This window comes from Rhodococcus sp. NPDC077669 (genome assembly GCF_040686915.1).
GTDB lineage: Bacteria > Actinomycetota > Actinomycetes > Mycobacteriales > Mycobacteriaceae > Rhodococcoides > Rhodococcoides fascians.
In genome coordinates, this window is sequence record NZ_JBFBMD010000007.1 from 49,286 (window position 1) to 65,300 (window position 16,015).

The window sequence follows — 16,015 nt, forward strand, 5'->3', positions numbered from 1 at the left end:
AGATTACTGCGCCAGAAATGGACGAACTACCGCTTCGAAGGCTGAGTAGCCATCGCGGTGGATGCTGTGTCCGGTCCTGAATGCCTCCACTCGACAGTTCGGAATGCTCGCCACCATCGCGTCGAGCCGAACCGGATCGACCATGCCGCCCGGACCTCCACGAAGTACCAACGTCGGAGCAGTGATGTCGGCCAACGACTCCCACCACCGCGGGTTCGGCCGACGGAACTGCTCGAGAGCAGTGGCGGTCATCGATCGATCGAACGCGAGTACCGCACGGGGATGCAGAACAACGCTGGTCGCCGCATGCCAGAGTTCGGTGACCGACGGCATCCGACCGGTCAGGGTCGGCGGGGCGTCCCCCGGCCTGATCGGTATCGGAAGTTCTTCGAGAACCAGACGGCGAACGAGAGACGGACGACGCTGCGCCACGAGCGAGACCGCGTATCCACCGAGTGAATGCCCGACGAGATCGACTTCGGTGAGCCCGAGGTGATCGATCAGGGCGAGGAGATCACCGCCGAACATGTCGAACTCGTACGTGGGCGTGTGGGCACTCTTGCCGTGCCCTCGGAGGTCGACGGTGATCACCCGGCGACCGTGCGCGGTCAGAGCCCGAGCGAAGCGATCCCAGGTTCCGCTGTCTCCGCCCATGCCGTGCACCAGCATCACCGGCGCCGCACTCGTGTGTTCCTGCGGCGCGAACGAGCGATACGCGATGTCGACGCCATCGAGGTCGACCGTCTCGGACATCATCTGCATTTCCCCGACGGTAGCGGTTCCTACTCGTAGATTCCTTCCACCCGCCACAGACCGTCGTCGAACACCAGCAGCAACGCCCTCTCGTCGTCGAGTACCACCTGTGCCCGCGCCGTCGGCCCCGTCGATCCTTGCCCGCTGTCCCACCACCGTTCGTCGACGGGCCACGGCCCGGCCAGGCCCGTCAACTCCCATTCCTTGGTCCCCCACCGCAATCTCTTGGGCGGCGCATCGAACACACCGCGGTCGGTGACGCCGATTCCCGAACCCGCTCGATTCATCAGCGTCACTGCCGGGCGTGTCTCGATCACCGCTGCCGGTGCCGGCTCGGGTAGTCGGCCCGGCCACGGGGCCGATGGATCGGACAGCGGCACCAGCTCGTCTCCCAGTGGACGCAACGTGATCCGCTCGGCCGGCCCGCGTCCACCGCTGAGAACACCCCCGAACACCGATTCGCCACCGAGCAGACCCTGAACGCGTACCAACGCCCGACGCGCCCTGTCGTCCTCGTCACCGACACTGCCCCACAAACCCAGCTGCAACTCCCCTGCTGCCACCACTTCGATCGGCTCGAGGCGCAGGACGGTGATCGCCGACGTCGGCTTGTTCTCGCTGCGTCCGGTGATCCAGCCGTCGAGTTGCCACCGCACGCGATCGGCCGTGCCCTCCGGCGTCAACGGCTCGGCGCACCGCCAGATTCGCGACAGATTCTCACCGTTGCCGGTACTGGCGTGCACCAGCAACCGAGTGCACGCAACAGCAGCCGCGGCGAGCTTGGTGTGTAGCTGTTCGGCCAATGCGCGCCCGGCGAACGCGGCTGCATCCACCCGATCGATCGGCGGATCGCACAGATACTCCACATCCAGGTCGGGAGGCAGAGCACGGGCAGACGGCGGCCTTTCGGGCTCACCGCGGGCACTGCGATGCGCCAGTACGGCATCGGTACCGAATCGCGATGCCACATCCGACGGAGACAGGGCAGCGAAGTCCCCGATTCTGCGTAAACCCAAGCGGTGCAACAGATCCACGAGTTCACCACGATCGGCCGCGGCCATACTGGGCTCCGCCGAGAGTTCGGCGATCGGTAACGGCGAAAGAAACCCGGCACCACCGCCGCGCGGCACCACCTGTGCGTACCGCGCGGCGACGACTGCGGTGGACAACTCGTCGGCAATCCCGATCTGACATTCGACACCGGCAGCCGACGCTTCGTCGATCAACCGCTCCGCGGCGCGATGCTCGGTACCGAAGTACCGTCCGACACCACGCGCTGCAAGAACCAACAGGCCCGGCCGCAGCACTTCGACGCCGGGGGCAATGGCCGCGACAGCCGAGACCACGGGCTCGAACAGGCGTGCATCACGATCGGTATCGGCAACGGCCACATGCACGTCGGGGCACCGCGCCTGCGCCTCCCGGCGACGTAGGCCACGCTTGATGCCCGACGCCCGTGCCGTGGCCGAGCAGGCGACGACCCGGTTGGCCGACGTGACGACCACCGGATGCGTCGCCGGTAGATCGGCCTGAGCTGCTGCGGCGACGGCAGGCCAGTCGGGACACCACAGCGCCAGAACACGGTTGGACTGGCCGGTACTCATGTCGAGACCGCGATCGACAACGGATTCGACTCCTGCTGTTCGGCATGCCATTCGATGCGGCCGTTCTCCGCACGCAAGTCGAATCGAACCGTACGAGGACGCATCGCTTTACCCCGCGCGCACACCGACAATCGAACCCCGCGCAGCCGGCCACGCCCCAGCTCACGGCCTGTGCCGAGGCCGTCGTAGCCGTGCACCGACGCGTCGAGTCGTAGCTCGGCTCCGTCCCAGTGCCCGTCGGTCACCACCAACGTCGACCCTTTACTGCGGGCGCGCGCGACCACGGCCCTGGCCCGAGTCGGTGGTACCGACAGGCCACCGAGACCGAGGACGACGAGATCGACGCCGTCGAGCAGGATCGCCGCCACTTCCACCGGGTCGGGGCCGGGATCGGGAATCAGAGCCAACTTGCTCAGTTGCGCGCCCATCTCCACCGCAGCCAGCAGCCCGAAGCGGGGCTGACCTATGACGGCGACATGGCCACCGGCACCGGTCACCGCGGCCACCAACCCGATCAACAACGAACCGGCACCGGACACCGAGGCCACCGTTCCGCGCACCAGACCACCGTGCGGAAGAACCTCCATCAGCGCCGACGGCACCGGAAGAACAGGCCGCCTACGGGTCGGTACCGACACCTGTTCCGAGCTGTCGACGACGTCGGATTCGGGGTCGGAATCGGGGTCGGTAGGGCGGGGACGAACGGGAGCAGAATTCTCGATCCGCACCGAGGCCGTTTCACCGCGAGACGGTACGGCAGCCATCCGACTGCGCAGCAGCGCCACCCGCTCGGGAAGCGACAACCCGTCGAGCGCATCCGGCGGTACGGAAGCCTGTGCTGCAGCCTCGGAAACAGACATGTCACTCCCCTTCACTGCATGAAAAATCGAGCCGAAACACCGGTGTTCGACGGACGCGGGAAGTGACGTATTCGAACACAATTTCGATCTGCACCCAGTAAAGCCGTTCGGACGGCAACTCGTCAAGGCGATGCCGTAGCCCCTGGTAGAGGCGGTAGTACCGCTGCTGCGGGCACACCGCGGCATCGTCCACTAACCTGTGGACGTGACCGATCAGCAGCGTGTTCGACGGGGAGTCGGGCCCGACTACCTCCTCGCCGGCAGATACCGTCTCGCCGGCAAGCTCGGCGGTGGCGGCATGGGCGCGGTCTGGCTCGCCACCGACACCCTTCTGCACCGGCAGGTGGCCGTCAAACAGGTCACCTCCACCACCCGATTGACCCCGGAACAGGCAAAGGACGTGCGCAACCGGGCCATGCGCGAAGGACGGATCGCGGCCCGCCTGTCGAGCCCCCACGCCATCGCGATGCACGACGTCGCTCTCGTCGACGGCGAGCCGTGGTTGATCATGGAATACCTGTCCTCACGCAGCCTCGCGCAGGCGCTCGGCGCCACCGACTCACTACCACCGTTCGAGGTCGCTCAGATCGGTGCGCAGATCGCCGACGCCCTGACCGAAGCACACGACGCCGGAATCGTGCATCGCGACATCAAGCCGGGCAACATTCTGATCGCCGACCGCGGCAAGGATCTGGGCATCGTCAAGATCAGCGATTTCGGCATCTCTCGAGCCAAGGGTGACGTGGAGGAAGCCGACGACAGCGTCATCACCGGCACCCCCGCATACTTCGCCCCCGAGGTCGCCCGCGGCCAGGACCCCACTGCGGCCAGCGATGTGTTCTCCCTCGGTGCCACGTTGTACACCGCAATGGAAGGTGCGCCGCCCTTCGGCATCGATCACGATTCGATTGCGCTCCTGCACCGAGTTGCCAAGGGGCAGATCATCTCTCCCACTCGCAGCGGAGACCTCACCGGCCCACTACTGCACATGCTCGAGCCCGATCCAGCTCGACGCCCCACCATGGCGCAGGCCCGCGACGAGATCATTCTTGCCGCAATAAGCAAGCGCGGCACCATCTCTCAGTTGCGCGGAGTACCTCTGACCTCAGCGGACGGCGTCGTCCCCGCCTGGGCGAGACGGTCGACTCCCGTCTCGGAATCTCGTCGACCGTCCCGAGAATTCGGACGCACCATCGCCGGTCTGCCCGCCGTGCAACCGGGAGAGAGCCGAACGGATCCGACTCCCTCCTCGTACTCACCGCCGCCGTTCGACCTGCCGAAGAAGAGAAAGAACCCGGTCCAGGACGCACTCATGCGCATCGAGGACGTTATCGGCGACCGGACGTCCATCCCGGCGACGGCCATCCTCGCCGGACTCGTCGTGGTCGTGATTCTTCTGATCCTGGCCGTCGTCCTGTTGCTGTAACAACTCCCGCGCAGTCCGTCCGTTCAGCCGAGAACCGGCATCACCAACGTCGTCAGAGCGCCGTCGACCGCGGAACGCACCAGCATCGGTTGATCCGGTGCAGCGATATCGAGCATCAGATCCGGTCCGACGGCCGAGGCGACGGCGGCCTGCAGAACGGCCGCATCGAAGAACACCACACTCTGTGAACCGGTCACCCGTGCAGGAACCGGAACACCATCGATCGAGAAACCGTCGTGCCCGGCCTCGATGCGCAGGGTACCGCCATCAACGGGAATGAAATCTCGTTGCAGCACAACCCTCGTCACAGTCGGAGCCAGACCGTCCATCATCGTGCGCCAGTCGGGGAATTCACCGTCGACCGTGTTCACCGCCACCCGAGAACCGTCGGAGTCGATCACCATCGACTCGTCGGTTCGCGTCAGCACGAGGGTGCCCGAGGCGGGGACGGCCTCGAGGGATCCGACGGCCACGATTCGCGACCACGGTAATCCGGGCGAGCACTGCGCGATGAAACTGCGCGTGGACAATCGATACCGATCCGTCGCGGTGAGGGTGACACTGCTTCCGTCCACCTCGATCAGTACGCCCTGCAGTACCGGAAATTCTTCGCTCACCCCGGCCGCCGACGAGACCTGCGCCATCGCCGAGGCCAAGTCCTCGGCGGATACCGTTGCCGTGCAGTATTTTTCGTCGAACAACCGGCGAATCGACACTGCTGCCTCGGCTGCCGCCCGCGCCTGTGCAGCCAGAGCTTCGACGTGTCGATCCACGATTTCGATGGCGGCAGTTCCATCGCCGTCGAGGGCAGCGGCAACCTTGTCGAGTGGCAGCCCGATCTCGCGCAGCTGGCGAATGATGTTCGCCCGCTGCGATTGTGCGCGGGTGTAGTAGCGATAGCCCGATTGTGCATCGATGGACTCCGGGGCCAGCAACCCGCAGTCGTCGTAGAACCGCAGCGCGCTGGGGGTCAGCCCGCTCTCGCGCGCGAACACACCGATGGTCAGGAATTCTTCGTCCGAATCAGTCATGCCGAAATCCTGAAGCTTCGCGTCGGTCGAAGGTCAAGCCCAACGCAGACGGCCTAGTCGATTCGACGCTTGTGCGCCCACCGCGTCAGTGCATTCCTGTTCGATTGCTGGGTCTTCCGAAGAACATTGGACGCGTGCGTTTCGACGGTTTTGACGGAGATGAACAGATCCTCGGCGATCTCCCGATACGTGTAGCCGCGCGCCAGCAACCTCAGCACTTCGAGTTCACGGGGCGTCAAAGAATCCAATTCCGAATCCAACGGCGGCTCGGGAGCTGCGCTGCGGCCGGTGAACGAGTCGAGGACGAAGCCGGCCAGACGCGGGCTGAACACCGCGTCTCCCCCGGCTACGCGTCGGACGGAATCGGCCAGTTCCGAGCCGGAGATGGTCTTGGTGACATACCCCCTCGCGCCGGCCCGGATGACGGCGATGACGTCCTCCGCTGCGTCGGACACGCTGAGCGCCAAGCACACCGGACCCTCGGCGATTCGGTTGAGCACGGCCACTCCACCACCGTCGGGCATGTGCACGTCCAGCAGCACCACGTCGGGCTTGGTGGAATCGATCCCCGCCACCGCCTCGGCGACTCCGCCTGCTTCCCCGACGACGTCGATATCCGCCTCACGGCCCAGTTCGGCGCGTACTCCCGAGCGAAACACCGCGTGGTCGTCGACCAGAAAAACGCGGAAAGGGTCGGTCACGTCGGCTGCTCCTGATGATTGGATTCGGATTCGGTGGTCACTGCCCCGCAGTTGCGAGGCATGAAGATTCGTACTTCGGTTCCCTTACCGACTGTGGACCGCACCTGTACGGAACCGCCGCGGCGTTCGATTCGTCCACGGATGGACTTGGCCAGTCCCTGTCGGTCCTCGGGCACCGCAGACTCGTCGAAGCCCGTACCGCGGTCGCGGACGAAGACACTGACCTGCTCGGGTTCGGTTTCGGCGAACAGATCGATTTTGGTCTCACCGGAATGTTTGGCCGCGTTGACCAGAGCTTCACGAGTGGCCCCCAGCAGCGCGGTGAAGCTCTCGCGCGACAGCCCCGATTCGACGTCGTCCGGCAACAGATGCACGTCCCCGACCGTGATGGGACGGACCGTCACGCCGTGTTGATCCTCGACCTCGCCGGAGATGGTCTTGAGCGCATCGGCCAAGCTCGAATTGTCTGTGTCGCCGCCGTCGAACAACCACTTGCGCAGTTCTCGCTCCTGCCCACGCGCCAGCCGCATGACCTCCTGCGGCCGATCCGCCTGCTTCTGAATGAGCGCCAGCGTCTGCAGCACCGAATCGTGCAGATGCGACGCAATCTCTTCACGCTCGTCGTTTCGGATACGCGCCGATCGCTCGGCCCCGAGCGCACGCCAGGTCCGCAACCAGATCGGCACCGTCAACAGACCGACTCCGACGAGGGTGACCACCACCGCCAACAGGGACGACCGAAGCGACGCGAGATCGACGCGGGCCAACACCACCACGGCCAGGCCCAGGACGATCAACGTCGCGCCGCCGACGACACGAGCCCAGCTGAGCACGGTCGGTTGCTTGGGCAGCCCCAGCGCCGTCCGCGGCCCCTCGGCATCGAATTCTCGCCACACCAGGGCAGCACCGACGACGACCACGACGACCGGCACGACAACCGATGCCGCAGTACCACTGAGCAACCAGGCCAGCCCGACGGCGAGTCCGAGGCCGATGGCGGCCAGTCCCAATGCTCGTTGCCGCTCGGTAGCGCTCGGGCGTGCCGTGTCGTCACCGACCGGGGTGAACATCCAAATCAGGCCGTACGCAACGATCCCTGCACCGGCTGACGCCGCGAGCAACGCGAACGCCACCCGGATCTTGAACACGTCGACACCCAGATGATCGGCGAGTCCGCCCGCGACGCCGCCGACGATACGACCGCCGCCGCGGCGCCGATACGGTGCGGGGGCCGACCGTTCCAACGCTGCACGAGAAGCCGAACCCGACGCAACGACAGGGTGCGGCGGGAGCGGACGGGTCGACGGCGCAGCACCGGGCGCGGCGGACGCGCCGACGGCGGCGTCAACGGCTGGATTGTCGACAGGGTGCACGCCCACGATCCTGGCACGGCCGGGGGCAGTACCGCATCAGGGTTCGCCCTGATCTTTCGCCCTTGCAACAGACCCGGGCGGAGTTCCGGGGTACGAGATCAGGGGAATCCCTGATGTGTTCCGAGGTTCGAGCCGACACGATGGTTGTCATGAACAACGTGACCGTCTCGGATCAGCTACAGCAGATGTGGCGCACCCGTCCGCACCGCTTGCCGCAACGCGGACACGTGGCGGGTGTAGCAGCCGGTATCGGCTACCGATACGACGTCGACCCCGTACTGATCCGGGTCGCATTCGTCGTGTCCACCCTCTTCGGCGGCACCGGAATCGTGCTGTACCTGGCGGCGTGGCTGGTCCTCAGCCGCGCCGGCGACTCCGCCTCGGGGGTCGAATCCATGGTGGGCCGCGGGCACAGCTCCGATTCGACGACCAAGACCGTCGTCGTGGCGGTCGTGTTGGTGATCGCACTGTCGACACTCGGTCCGGCCGGTGTGGGACTCGGCGGATCCGGCGTGATCTCTCTCGCGGCGATGCTCGGCGGACTGTGGTTGCTTCACCAGCGCTGCCCCGAGCCGCCGCCGTACCTGCGAACAGCGGAATTCACCCGGCAGCAGTACGCACCGATGCCCTTCGGCTCGTCCACCACCTCCGCGGCGCAGTGGTCCGCCGCGCAATACCGGCCGCCGCAGTTCCAGTACGAGCAGTACACCCCGTACACGACGCTGCCCAAGAGCTACGAGCCGACATCGCAGACAACACAGCCGGTATCGGAATCCGGTACTGCACCGACCGTCGACCTCACCAAGAGCACACGTGCCGAAAGTACTTCTGCCACTGCCGTTCCGACCACACCCCAGGCCGTGACACCTCCGTCGTGGGACCCATTGGGAGTGGCACCGTTTGCGTGGGACCTCCCCGAACCGGCCGGCACCTTCCCACCGGCACCGATCGAACGTAAGCGTCGATCGCGTTGGACGGCAAGCTTTCTCGGCCTAGCATTGCTCGGCGCTGCCGTCACCACCGGACTCGGAGCTCTGACAGGTTCCGACTGGATCACTCCGGGCCGCGTCGGTGCCGTCGCGTTGTCGATCATCGCAGTGGGTCTGATCCTGGGCGCATTTCTCCGAAAGGGCTACGGCCTGTTGGTCGTCGGCGCGCCGCTGGCCGGGTTCGTCATCCTGGCATCGGTTGTCGGGCCGGTGAATCTGGACGACAGTGTGTCGGGCGCGCAACGGGTTGCCCCGCTCACCGCCGCCGCACTTGCCCCCGCCTACGACGTCGGCTTCGGTGAACTGGACCTCGACCTCACCGGCCTGACACTCACCCAGAACAAGACTGTGGCGATCGATGTGACGTTCGGCAGTGCCGTGGTGACCGTACCGAGCACGATGAGCATCGAGACGAAATGCAACGCCGAATTCGGTTCGGCCGAGTGCGGTGATCCCGGCGTCCGCGCCGGAAAGGACGCACGACCCGACGCGCCGGTCTTGACGATCGAAGGCGATGCGACATTCGGAGAACTGAAAGTGGTGCAGCAATGAGCGACAACGGGATTCACACCGAATACGGCCACGGAGACAGTTCTTCGGACACCGCGGCACAGAGTTCGAGCAGGCAGGGCCCATCGGCTCCGTTGTTCCTCGCCGGACTCGCCGCGCTGATCGTGGCGATCGCCGCGCTGATCGGCCAGGACGCCGTCACCGCCCTGGCCGAGATTCAGTTCCGCTGGGTGTTCGTCATCGCTGCGGTCGTGGTGGGCGCGGCCTTACTGCTGGGTCCCAGCAGAAAGCACTGAACCCGCTACTCCCACTCGATGGTGCCCGGCGGCTTGCTCGTGACGTCGAGTACGACTCGGTTGACCTCCGGAACCTCGTTGGTCACCCGAGTCGAAATCGTTTCCAGCACGTCGTACGGCAACCGGGTCCAGTCCGCGGTCATCGCATCCTCGCTCGACACCGGACGCAACACGATGGGGTGGCCGTAGGTCCGACCGTCTCCCTGCACGCCGACGCTGCGCACGTCGGCCAACAGCACCACCGGGCACTGCCAGATCTGCTGATCCAGGCCCGCGACCGTAAGCTCTTCTCGGACAATCGAATCCGCGTGACGCAACGTGGCCAGTCGGTCCGCGGTGATCTCGCCGACGATGCGAATGGCCAGTCCCGGTCCCGGGAACGGTTGTCTGCCGACGATGTCCTCGGGCAGGCCCAGCTCGCGTCCGACGGCGCGCACCTCGTCCTTGAACAGCGCCCGCAACGGCTCGACCAACGCGAACTGCAGGTCGTCGGGCAGTCCGCCGACGTTGTGATGGCTCTTGATGTTCGCGGTACCCGAACCGCCACCGGACTCCACGACGTCCGGGTACAGGGTGCCCTGCACCAGGAACTCGACGGAATCACCGTGCTCGGCGTTCTCGCCCAGCACCTCGGCAACGGCACCCTCGAAACTGCGAATGAACTCGCGGCCGATGATCTTGCGCTTCTCCTCGGGGTCCGACACCCCTTCGAGCGCGCCGAGGAAGGTGTCGACGGCATCGACGGTGACGAGCTTGGCACCGGTCGCGACTACGAAGTCCTGCTGCACCTGCTCCCGCTCGCCTGCGCGCAGCAAGCCGTGGTCGACGAAGACACAGGTGAGCCGATCACCGATCGCACGCTGCACCAGCGCCGCGGCCACCGCGGAATCGACACCACCGGACAGGCCGCAGATCGCCTTACCCGTCGGACCGACCTGTTCCTGGACGGCGTCGACCAGCGCGTCGGCGATGTTCGCGGCGGTCCAGTCCGGCTTGATTCCGGCGGTCTCGTGCAGGAATCGGCTCAGGACCTGCTGTCCGTGTGGTGAGTGGAGTACCTCGGGGTGGTACTGCACACCCACCATCCGCTTCTCTTCGTTCTCGAAGGCAGCAACCGGAGCACCGGCACTGGTCGCGGTGACGGTGAAGCCGTCGGGAGCAGCGGTGACCGCGTCACCGTGACTCATCCAGACCGGCTGGGTGGAAGGCAGACCGTCGTGCAGGCGGCCGCCGTCGACGCTGAGCTGAGTACGCCCGTACTCACGTGTTCCGGTGTGCTCGACGGTTCCGCCGAGCGCCTGCGCCATGGCCTGGAAGCCGTAGCAGATACCGAAGACCGGGACGCCCAGTTCGAGCAGGGCGGAGTCGAGTTCGGGTGCACCCTCGGCGTAGACGCTGGACGGCCCTCCGGACAGCACCAGAGCAACGGGATCCTTGGCGGCGATCTCCTCGGCGGTCGCGGTGTGCGAGATGACCTCGGAGTACACGCTGGCCTCACGCACCCGGCGGGCGATCAGCTGTGCGTACTGGGCTCCGAAATCGACGACCAGAACCGGCCGTGCGTGTGCGGGATCGTGTGCAGAGGAGTCGGTCACCTGGTCAGTCTAGTGGGACGGCTTCGGTGTACTCGCAGCACCCGAATCGCTCACGCGACACCCGAATGTTCGACGGGCATGGCCGCCGAACCGGACCTGATCTGCACGATCGGCAGCCGCAGGCCGCCGGGTGCGTCGACGGGCACGACGGGCGAGTTCGGAGCGATCGGATCGAGGCGCTGGTAGGGCTGGCCCTGCGCCGGACGCAGGTCCGACTCGCCCTTGTTCGGCCACAGAGCCGCCGACCGCTCGGCCTGCGCGCTGATGGTCAGCGACGGGTTGACTCCGAGGTTGGCCGAGACTGCCGCACCGTCGACCACGCTGAGAGTCGGGTAGCCGTGGACGCGGTGGTACGGGTCGATGACGCCGTGCTGGGCGTCCTCGGCGATAGCGCACCCACCGAGGAAGTGTGCGGTGAGCGGGATGTTGAACAGCTCGCCCCACGTCCCACCTGCGACGCCGCCGATCTTTTTCGCGATGCGCCGAGTGGCGTCGTTGCCCTCGGGAATCCACGTCGGGTTGGGCTGACCGTGTCCCTGACGGCTCGAGATCTTGCGGCCGAACGGGCCCCGCTTGGTGAACGTGGTGATCGAGTTGTCGAGGTTCTGCATCACCAGCGCGATGATGGTCCGTTCGCTCCAGTGCCGGACGTTGACGACACGGACGAACTGGATCGGATGCGCGATCATCGCGAAGACGAACTTGAGCCAGCGCGGAATCCTTCCTCCGCCGTCGGTCATCAAGGTCTGCAGCATGCCCATCGCGTTGGAGCCCTTGCCGTAGCGGCACGGTTCGATGTGGGTGTTGGGGCTGGGGTGGAACGAGGACGTGATGGCGACGCCGCGCGTGAGATCCATGTTCGGATCGACCGCCAACTTCGCGGCTCCGACGATCGACTCCGAGTTGGTGCGGGTCAGCTCACCGAGAGTGTCCGACAACCGCGGCAACGTGCCCGTGTCCTTCATCTTGTGCAGGAGGTTCTGCGTGCCCCACGTGCCGGCTGCCAGCACGACATTGGCAGCGCTGTACGTCTTGCGACCCTTGCGCAGACGCGCTCCGGTGCGCTCGGTGTCGACGTCCCAGGTGCCGTCGGATCGGGGAACGAGACCGGTGACCGTGGTCATCGGCACGATCTCGGCTCCTGCGCGCTCGGCCAGGCCGAGGTAGTTCTTCAGCAGGGTGTTCTTGGCTCCGTGGCGGCAACCGGTCATGCACTCGCCGCATTCGATACATCCGGTGCGCTCGGGGCCGGCACCACCGAAGTACGGGTCCGGGACGGTCTTACCGGGTTCGTCTCCGAAGAACACGCCCACCGGGGTCTGAATGAACGTGTCGGCAACGCCCATGTCCTCGGCCACCGACTTCATCACCTCGTCGACGGGGGTCATGTGCGGGTTACGCACGACACCCAACATGCGGGTGGCCTGGTCGTAGAACGGGGAGAGCTCACTGCTCCAGTCGGTGATGTGCGCCCACTGCTTGTCCTCGAAGAACGGTGCCTGCGGCTTGTACAGCGTGTTCGCGTAGTTCAGCGATCCGCCGCCGACCCCTGCACCGGCGAGGATCAGGCAGTCGCGCAGCAGATGCACCCGCTGGATGCCGTAGAGACCCAGCTTGGGTGCCCACAGGAAGCGCTTGAGATCCCAGCTGTTCTTGGCGAAGTCCTTGTCCTCGAATCGCTGCCCGGCTTCCAGGATTCCGACGCGGTATCCCTTCTCCACCAGCCGAAGCGCGGTGACGCTTCCACCGAAGCCCGAACCGACGATGAGAACGTCGTAATCCGTTGCGCGTCCAGCTGAACCCATGGTGACCTCCGCTACGTCCGTTACCTGTCGAACAGTATGCACATCGCTGTGTGACTACCGCCACAAGCGATTCTAGCTGTTACGGAAGGTATCACCAACCGAGGGTCGGCTTACCGGGACATGCCCGACGAACGACACAGGGCGCGCACCCGGAGATCGAGTGCGCGCCCTGTCGTATGGGGGTTCTGTCAGGCCCGAACGTTCAGGCCCACCTTCTGAAATTCCTTCAGATCGGAGTAGCCCGACTTCGCCATCGAGCGACGCAGCCCACCCACCAGATTGATCGAGCCGTACGACTCACGCGACGGTCCGTGCAGCACCTGATCGAGGCTCGGACGCTCCCCCGCGGACATCGGCAGCAACGCGCCACGCGGCATCGACGGATGCGCCGCGGCGGACGGCCAGTACCAGCCGCCACCGGGAGCCTCGGCGGCCACGGCCAACGGCGCACCGAGCACCGCAGCATCTGCGCCGCAGGCGATGGCTTTCGCCAGTGCGCCGGACGTGGTGATGTCACCGTCGGCGATGACGTGCACGTAGCGTCCACCGGTTTCGTCCAGGTAGTCCCGACGTGCGGCCGCCGCGTCGGCGATCGCAGTGGCCATCGGAACACCGATGCCGAGAACTTCACCGGTGGTGGTGCCGCCTTCGACGGAGCCGTAGCCCACGATGACGCCGGCCGCACCCGTGCGCATCAGGTGCAACGCGGTCCGGTGATCGCTGACGCCGCCGGCGATGACGGGGACGTCGAGCTCTGCGATGAACGTCTTGAGGTTGAGCGGCTCGTCGTCGCCGTGCGCAACGTGCTCGGCGGAGATGATCGTGCCCTGGATGACCAGCAGATCCAGACCCGATGCGATCAGCGCAGGCGTCAGAGCACGGGCGTTCTGCGGGCTCACTCGTACAGCGACAGTGACGCCTGCATCACGCACCTGGCCCACTGCGGCGGCCAACAGATCGGGCTGCAACGGCGCAGCGTGCAGTTCCTGCAGGAATGCGATCGGCGCGTCGGGATCGAGATCGGTCTCGGCGATGTGGATCAACTGATCGAGCTTGGCCTGCACGTCGGCGTGCCGCGCCCACAGCCCTTCGCCGTTGATCACCCCGAGCCCGCCTTGCTTACCGAGCTCGATGGCGAACGCAGGCGAGACCAACGCATCGGTCGGATGGGCGAGCACCGGGATGTCGAACCGGTAGGCATCGAGCTGCCAGGCAGTCGACACCTCCTTGGACGACCGGGTGCGCCGAGACGGCACGATATCGACGTCGTCCAGCTGGTAGGTGCGGCGGGCTTCTCTGCCCATGCCGATTTCAACGAGGTCGCGCACGCGCGCACCTTTCTACTTCGAGAGCGAATCGATCGGCCACACGGGCCGACACGACTATCGGGTGGTGTAGTTCGGAGCCTCAGCGGTCATCGTGATGTCGTGCGGGTGGCTCTCCTTGAGACCGGCCGCGGTGATCTGCACGAACTGAGCCTGCTGCAGGTGCTCGATGGACGTCGACCCGGTGTACCCCATGGCAGCGCGCAACCCACCGGTGAGCTGGTGGATGACCTGGTTCAACGGACCCCGGTACGGGACGCGTCCCTCGATCCCCTCGGGAACCAGCTTGTCCTCGGCCAGCACGTCGTCCTGGAAGTAGCGGTCCTTCGAGAACGACTTCGCTCCCCCGCGTCCCTGCATCGCACCGAGCGAGCCCATGCCGCGGTAGCTCTTGAACTGCTTGCCACCGACCAGGATCAGCTCCCCCGGAGACTCGGCGGTGCCGGCCAGCAACGATCCGAGCATCGCGGTCGACGCGCCTGCAGCGAGTGCCTTGGCGATGTCACCGGAGAACTGCATACCGCCGTCGGCGATGACCGGCACACCGTGCGGCTTGCACGCGGCCACGGCTTCGAGGATGGCGGTGATCTGCGGAGCGCCGACGCCGGCGACCACGCGGGTGGTGCAGATCGATCCGGGTCCGACGCCCACCTTCACCGCATCGGCACCGGCCTCGACGAGGGCGAGTGCGCCCGCGCGGGTGGCGACGTTTCCGCCGACGACCTGAACGCGCTCGCCCACCTCTGCTTTGAGCTTGCTGACCATCTCGAGCACCTGAGAATTGTGGCCGTGCGCGGTGTCGACGATGATGACGTCGACGCCGGCATCGGTCAGTGCCATCGACCTGGCCCAGGCATCCTGCCCGACGCCCACTGCTGCTCCGACCAGCAGACGACCGTCACGGTCCTTGGTGGCGTCGGGGTGCTGCTCGGTCTTGACGAAGTCCTTCACCGTGATCAGGCCGGTGAGTGCGCCTTTGCCGTCGACGATCGGTAGCTTCTCGATCTTGTGGCGACGCAGCAGGCCGAGGGCCGCTTCGGCGGTGACCCCCTCCTGCGCGGTGATCAACGGTGCCTTCGTCATGACGTCGGCGACGCGACGGTTCTGATCCACCTCGAACCGCATGTCGCGGTTGGTGATGATGCCGACCAGCGCACCGGTCTCGTCGGTGACCGGGAGCCCCGAGATACGGAAGCGCGCACACATCGCGTCGACCTCGGCCAGCGAGTCGGTGGGCTTGCAGGTGACCGGGTCGGTGACCATCCCGGCCTCCGAGCGCTTGACGGTCTCGACCTGAGACGCCTGATCGTGCAGCGAGAGATTGCGGTGCAGCACACCCATGCCGCCTGCACGTGCCATAGCAATGGCCATCCGCGCCTCGGTGACGGTATCCATCGCAGAACTGACCAGCGGGACTCGCAGCCTGATCTCGCGGGTGATCTGACTGGACGTGTCCACGGCGCTGGGGATCAGATCCGAAGCGGCCGGCAGCAGCAGGACGTCGTCGAACGTGAGGCCGAGCATCGCGACCTTGTTGGGATCGTCGCCGCCTGTGCGGACGTGGGCTCCGGGACTACTCATACGAATCTGGCCCTCCCTAGAGCCTGGTTGCATCGTGGGCGCGGCATGCGGCCGGTGAGAGCTCGCAGGCGCACCGCGGTGCGGTGTTGGAGAACGGATGGAGTTTCGGCACTTGCACTCATCTGTTCAGCGCCGGGAACCATGGTATCGGCCTGCGGCACAATCA

General features: G+C 66.0%; 13 protein-coding genes. 3 read left to right on the forward strand and 10 right to left on the reverse strand.

The window, feature by feature from the left end:
- Positions 1-3: 3 nt before the first annotated feature.
- Genes AB0P23_RS11075 through AB0P23_RS11085 form a run of 3 tightly spaced genes read right to left on the reverse strand, consistent with a single transcriptional unit; the run spans position 4 to position 3,217 of the window.
- Entirely contained in the window at positions 4-756 is a 753-nt protein-coding gene (locus tag AB0P23_RS11075; protein WP_167329919.1) for an alpha/beta hydrolase, read from the reverse strand.
- A 26-nt stretch (positions 757-782) separates the two neighbouring features.
- Entirely contained in the window at positions 783-2,357 is a 1,575-nt protein-coding gene (locus AB0P23_RS11080) for a DNA polymerase Y family protein (protein WP_204846465.1), read from the reverse strand.
- Positions 2,354-3,217, reverse strand: coding sequence for a hypothetical protein (locus AB0P23_RS11085; protein ID WP_032387024.1), 864 nt, complete (start codon positions 3,215-3,217; stop codon positions 2,354-2,356). The genes AB0P23_RS11080 and AB0P23_RS11085 overlap by 4 nt, the downstream gene beginning before the upstream one ends.
- Before the next feature lie 205 nt (positions 3,218-3,422).
- Here AB0P23_RS11085 and AB0P23_RS11090 point away from each other — a divergent pair, with 205 nt between their 5' ends.
- Positions 3,423-4,643: a serine/threonine-protein kinase gene (locus tag AB0P23_RS11090; RefSeq protein WP_283550070.1), complete on the forward strand. Its 1,221-nt coding sequence runs from the start codon at positions 3,423-3,425 to the stop codon at positions 4,641-4,643.
- 23 nt (positions 4,644-4,666) lie between these two features.
- Here the strand turns inward: AB0P23_RS11090 and AB0P23_RS11095 are convergent, their stop codons facing one another.
- From AB0P23_RS11095 to AB0P23_RS11105, 3 genes are read right to left on the reverse strand one after another with little or no spacing between them, the layout of a single operon-like run.
- Positions 4,667-5,674 (reverse strand): MerR family transcriptional regulator, encoded by a 1,008-nt coding sequence (locus tag AB0P23_RS11095; RefSeq protein WP_363797598.1) that lies wholly within the window; start codon positions 5,672-5,674, stop codon positions 4,667-4,669.
- Between the two features lie 53 nt (positions 5,675-5,727).
- Complete coding sequence (locus AB0P23_RS11100) at positions 5,728-6,375, reverse strand: response regulator transcription factor (protein ID WP_283550068.1); 648 nt, start codon at positions 6,373-6,375, stop codon at positions 5,728-5,730.
- A complete protein-coding gene (locus AB0P23_RS11105; RefSeq protein ID WP_363797681.1) occupies positions 6,372-7,619 on the reverse strand; it encodes a PspC domain-containing protein in 1,248 nt (415 codons plus the stop codon). Before AB0P23_RS11105 ends, AB0P23_RS11100 begins: the two co-directional genes overlap by 4 nt.
- 278 nt (positions 7,620-7,897) lie before the next feature.
- On the opposite strand from AB0P23_RS11105, the gene AB0P23_RS11110 reads away from it, so the two are divergent.
- Both AB0P23_RS11110 and AB0P23_RS11115 read left to right on the forward strand, forming a co-directional pair.
- Positions 7,898-9,289: a PspC domain-containing protein gene (locus tag AB0P23_RS11110; RefSeq protein ID WP_363797599.1), complete on the forward strand. Its 1,392-nt coding sequence runs from the start codon at positions 7,898-7,900 to the stop codon at positions 9,287-9,289.
- Positions 9,286-9,543 (forward strand): hypothetical protein, encoded by a 258-nt coding sequence (locus AB0P23_RS11115; protein WP_032374666.1) that lies wholly within the window; start codon positions 9,286-9,288, stop codon positions 9,541-9,543. Before AB0P23_RS11110 ends, AB0P23_RS11115 begins: the two co-directional genes overlap by 4 nt.
- Before the next feature lie 5 nt (positions 9,544-9,548).
- On the opposite strand, the gene guaA is transcribed toward AB0P23_RS11115, so the two are convergent.
- From guaA to guaB, 4 genes are all read right to left on the reverse strand, one after another.
- Entirely contained in the window at positions 9,549-11,138 is a 1,590-nt protein-coding gene (gene guaA, locus AB0P23_RS11120) for a glutamine-hydrolyzing GMP synthase (protein WP_363797602.1), read from the reverse strand.
- 50 nt (positions 11,139-11,188) lie between these two features.
- The gene (locus tag AB0P23_RS11125) at positions 11,189-12,943 is read right to left on the reverse strand and encodes a GMC family oxidoreductase (RefSeq protein WP_032400130.1); all 1,755 of its coding nucleotides are present in this window, start codon (positions 12,941-12,943) and stop codon (positions 11,189-11,191) included.
- 188 nt (positions 12,944-13,131) lie between these two features.
- A complete protein-coding gene (locus AB0P23_RS11130) occupies positions 13,132-14,271 on the reverse strand; it encodes a GuaB3 family IMP dehydrogenase-related protein (RefSeq protein WP_027496367.1) in 1,140 nt (379 codons plus the stop codon).
- 54 nt (positions 14,272-14,325) lie between these two features.
- Entirely contained in the window at positions 14,326-15,849 is a 1,524-nt protein-coding gene (guaB, locus tag AB0P23_RS11135; protein ID WP_032365609.1) for an IMP dehydrogenase, read from the reverse strand.
- Positions 15,850-16,015: the final 166 nt, after the last annotated feature.

Bases quoted from the DNA above. Each gene is read 5' to 3' on its own strand.
- AB0P23_RS11110 (WP_363797599.1), top strand. From the start codon at position 7,898: ATGAACAACGTGACCGTCTCGGATCAGCTACAGCAGATGTGGCGCACC.
- AB0P23_RS11080 (WP_204846465.1), bottom strand. From the start codon at position 2,357: ATGAGTACCGGCCAGTCCAACCGTGTTCTGGCGCTGTGGTGTCCCGAC.
- guaB (WP_032365609.1), bottom strand. From the start codon at position 15,849: ATGAGTAGTCCCGGAGCCCACGTCCGCACAGGCGGCGACGATCCCAAC.
- AB0P23_RS11115 (WP_032374666.1), top strand. From the start codon at position 9,286: ATGAGCGACAACGGGATTCACACCGAATACGGCCACGGAGACAGTTCT.
- AB0P23_RS11075 (WP_167329919.1), bottom strand. From the start codon at position 756: ATGATGTCCGAGACGGTCGACCTCGATGGCGTCGACATCGCGTATCGC.
- AB0P23_RS11125 (WP_032400130.1), bottom strand. From the start codon at position 12,943: ATGGGTTCAGCTGGACGCGCAACGGATTACGACGTTCTCATCGTCGGT.
- AB0P23_RS11085 (WP_032387024.1), bottom strand. From the start codon at position 3,217: ATGTCTGTTTCCGAGGCTGCAGCACAGGCTTCCGTACCGCCGGATGCG.
- AB0P23_RS11095 (WP_363797598.1), bottom strand. From the start codon at position 5,674: ATGACTGATTCGGACGAAGAATTCCTGACCATCGGTGTGTTCGCGCGC.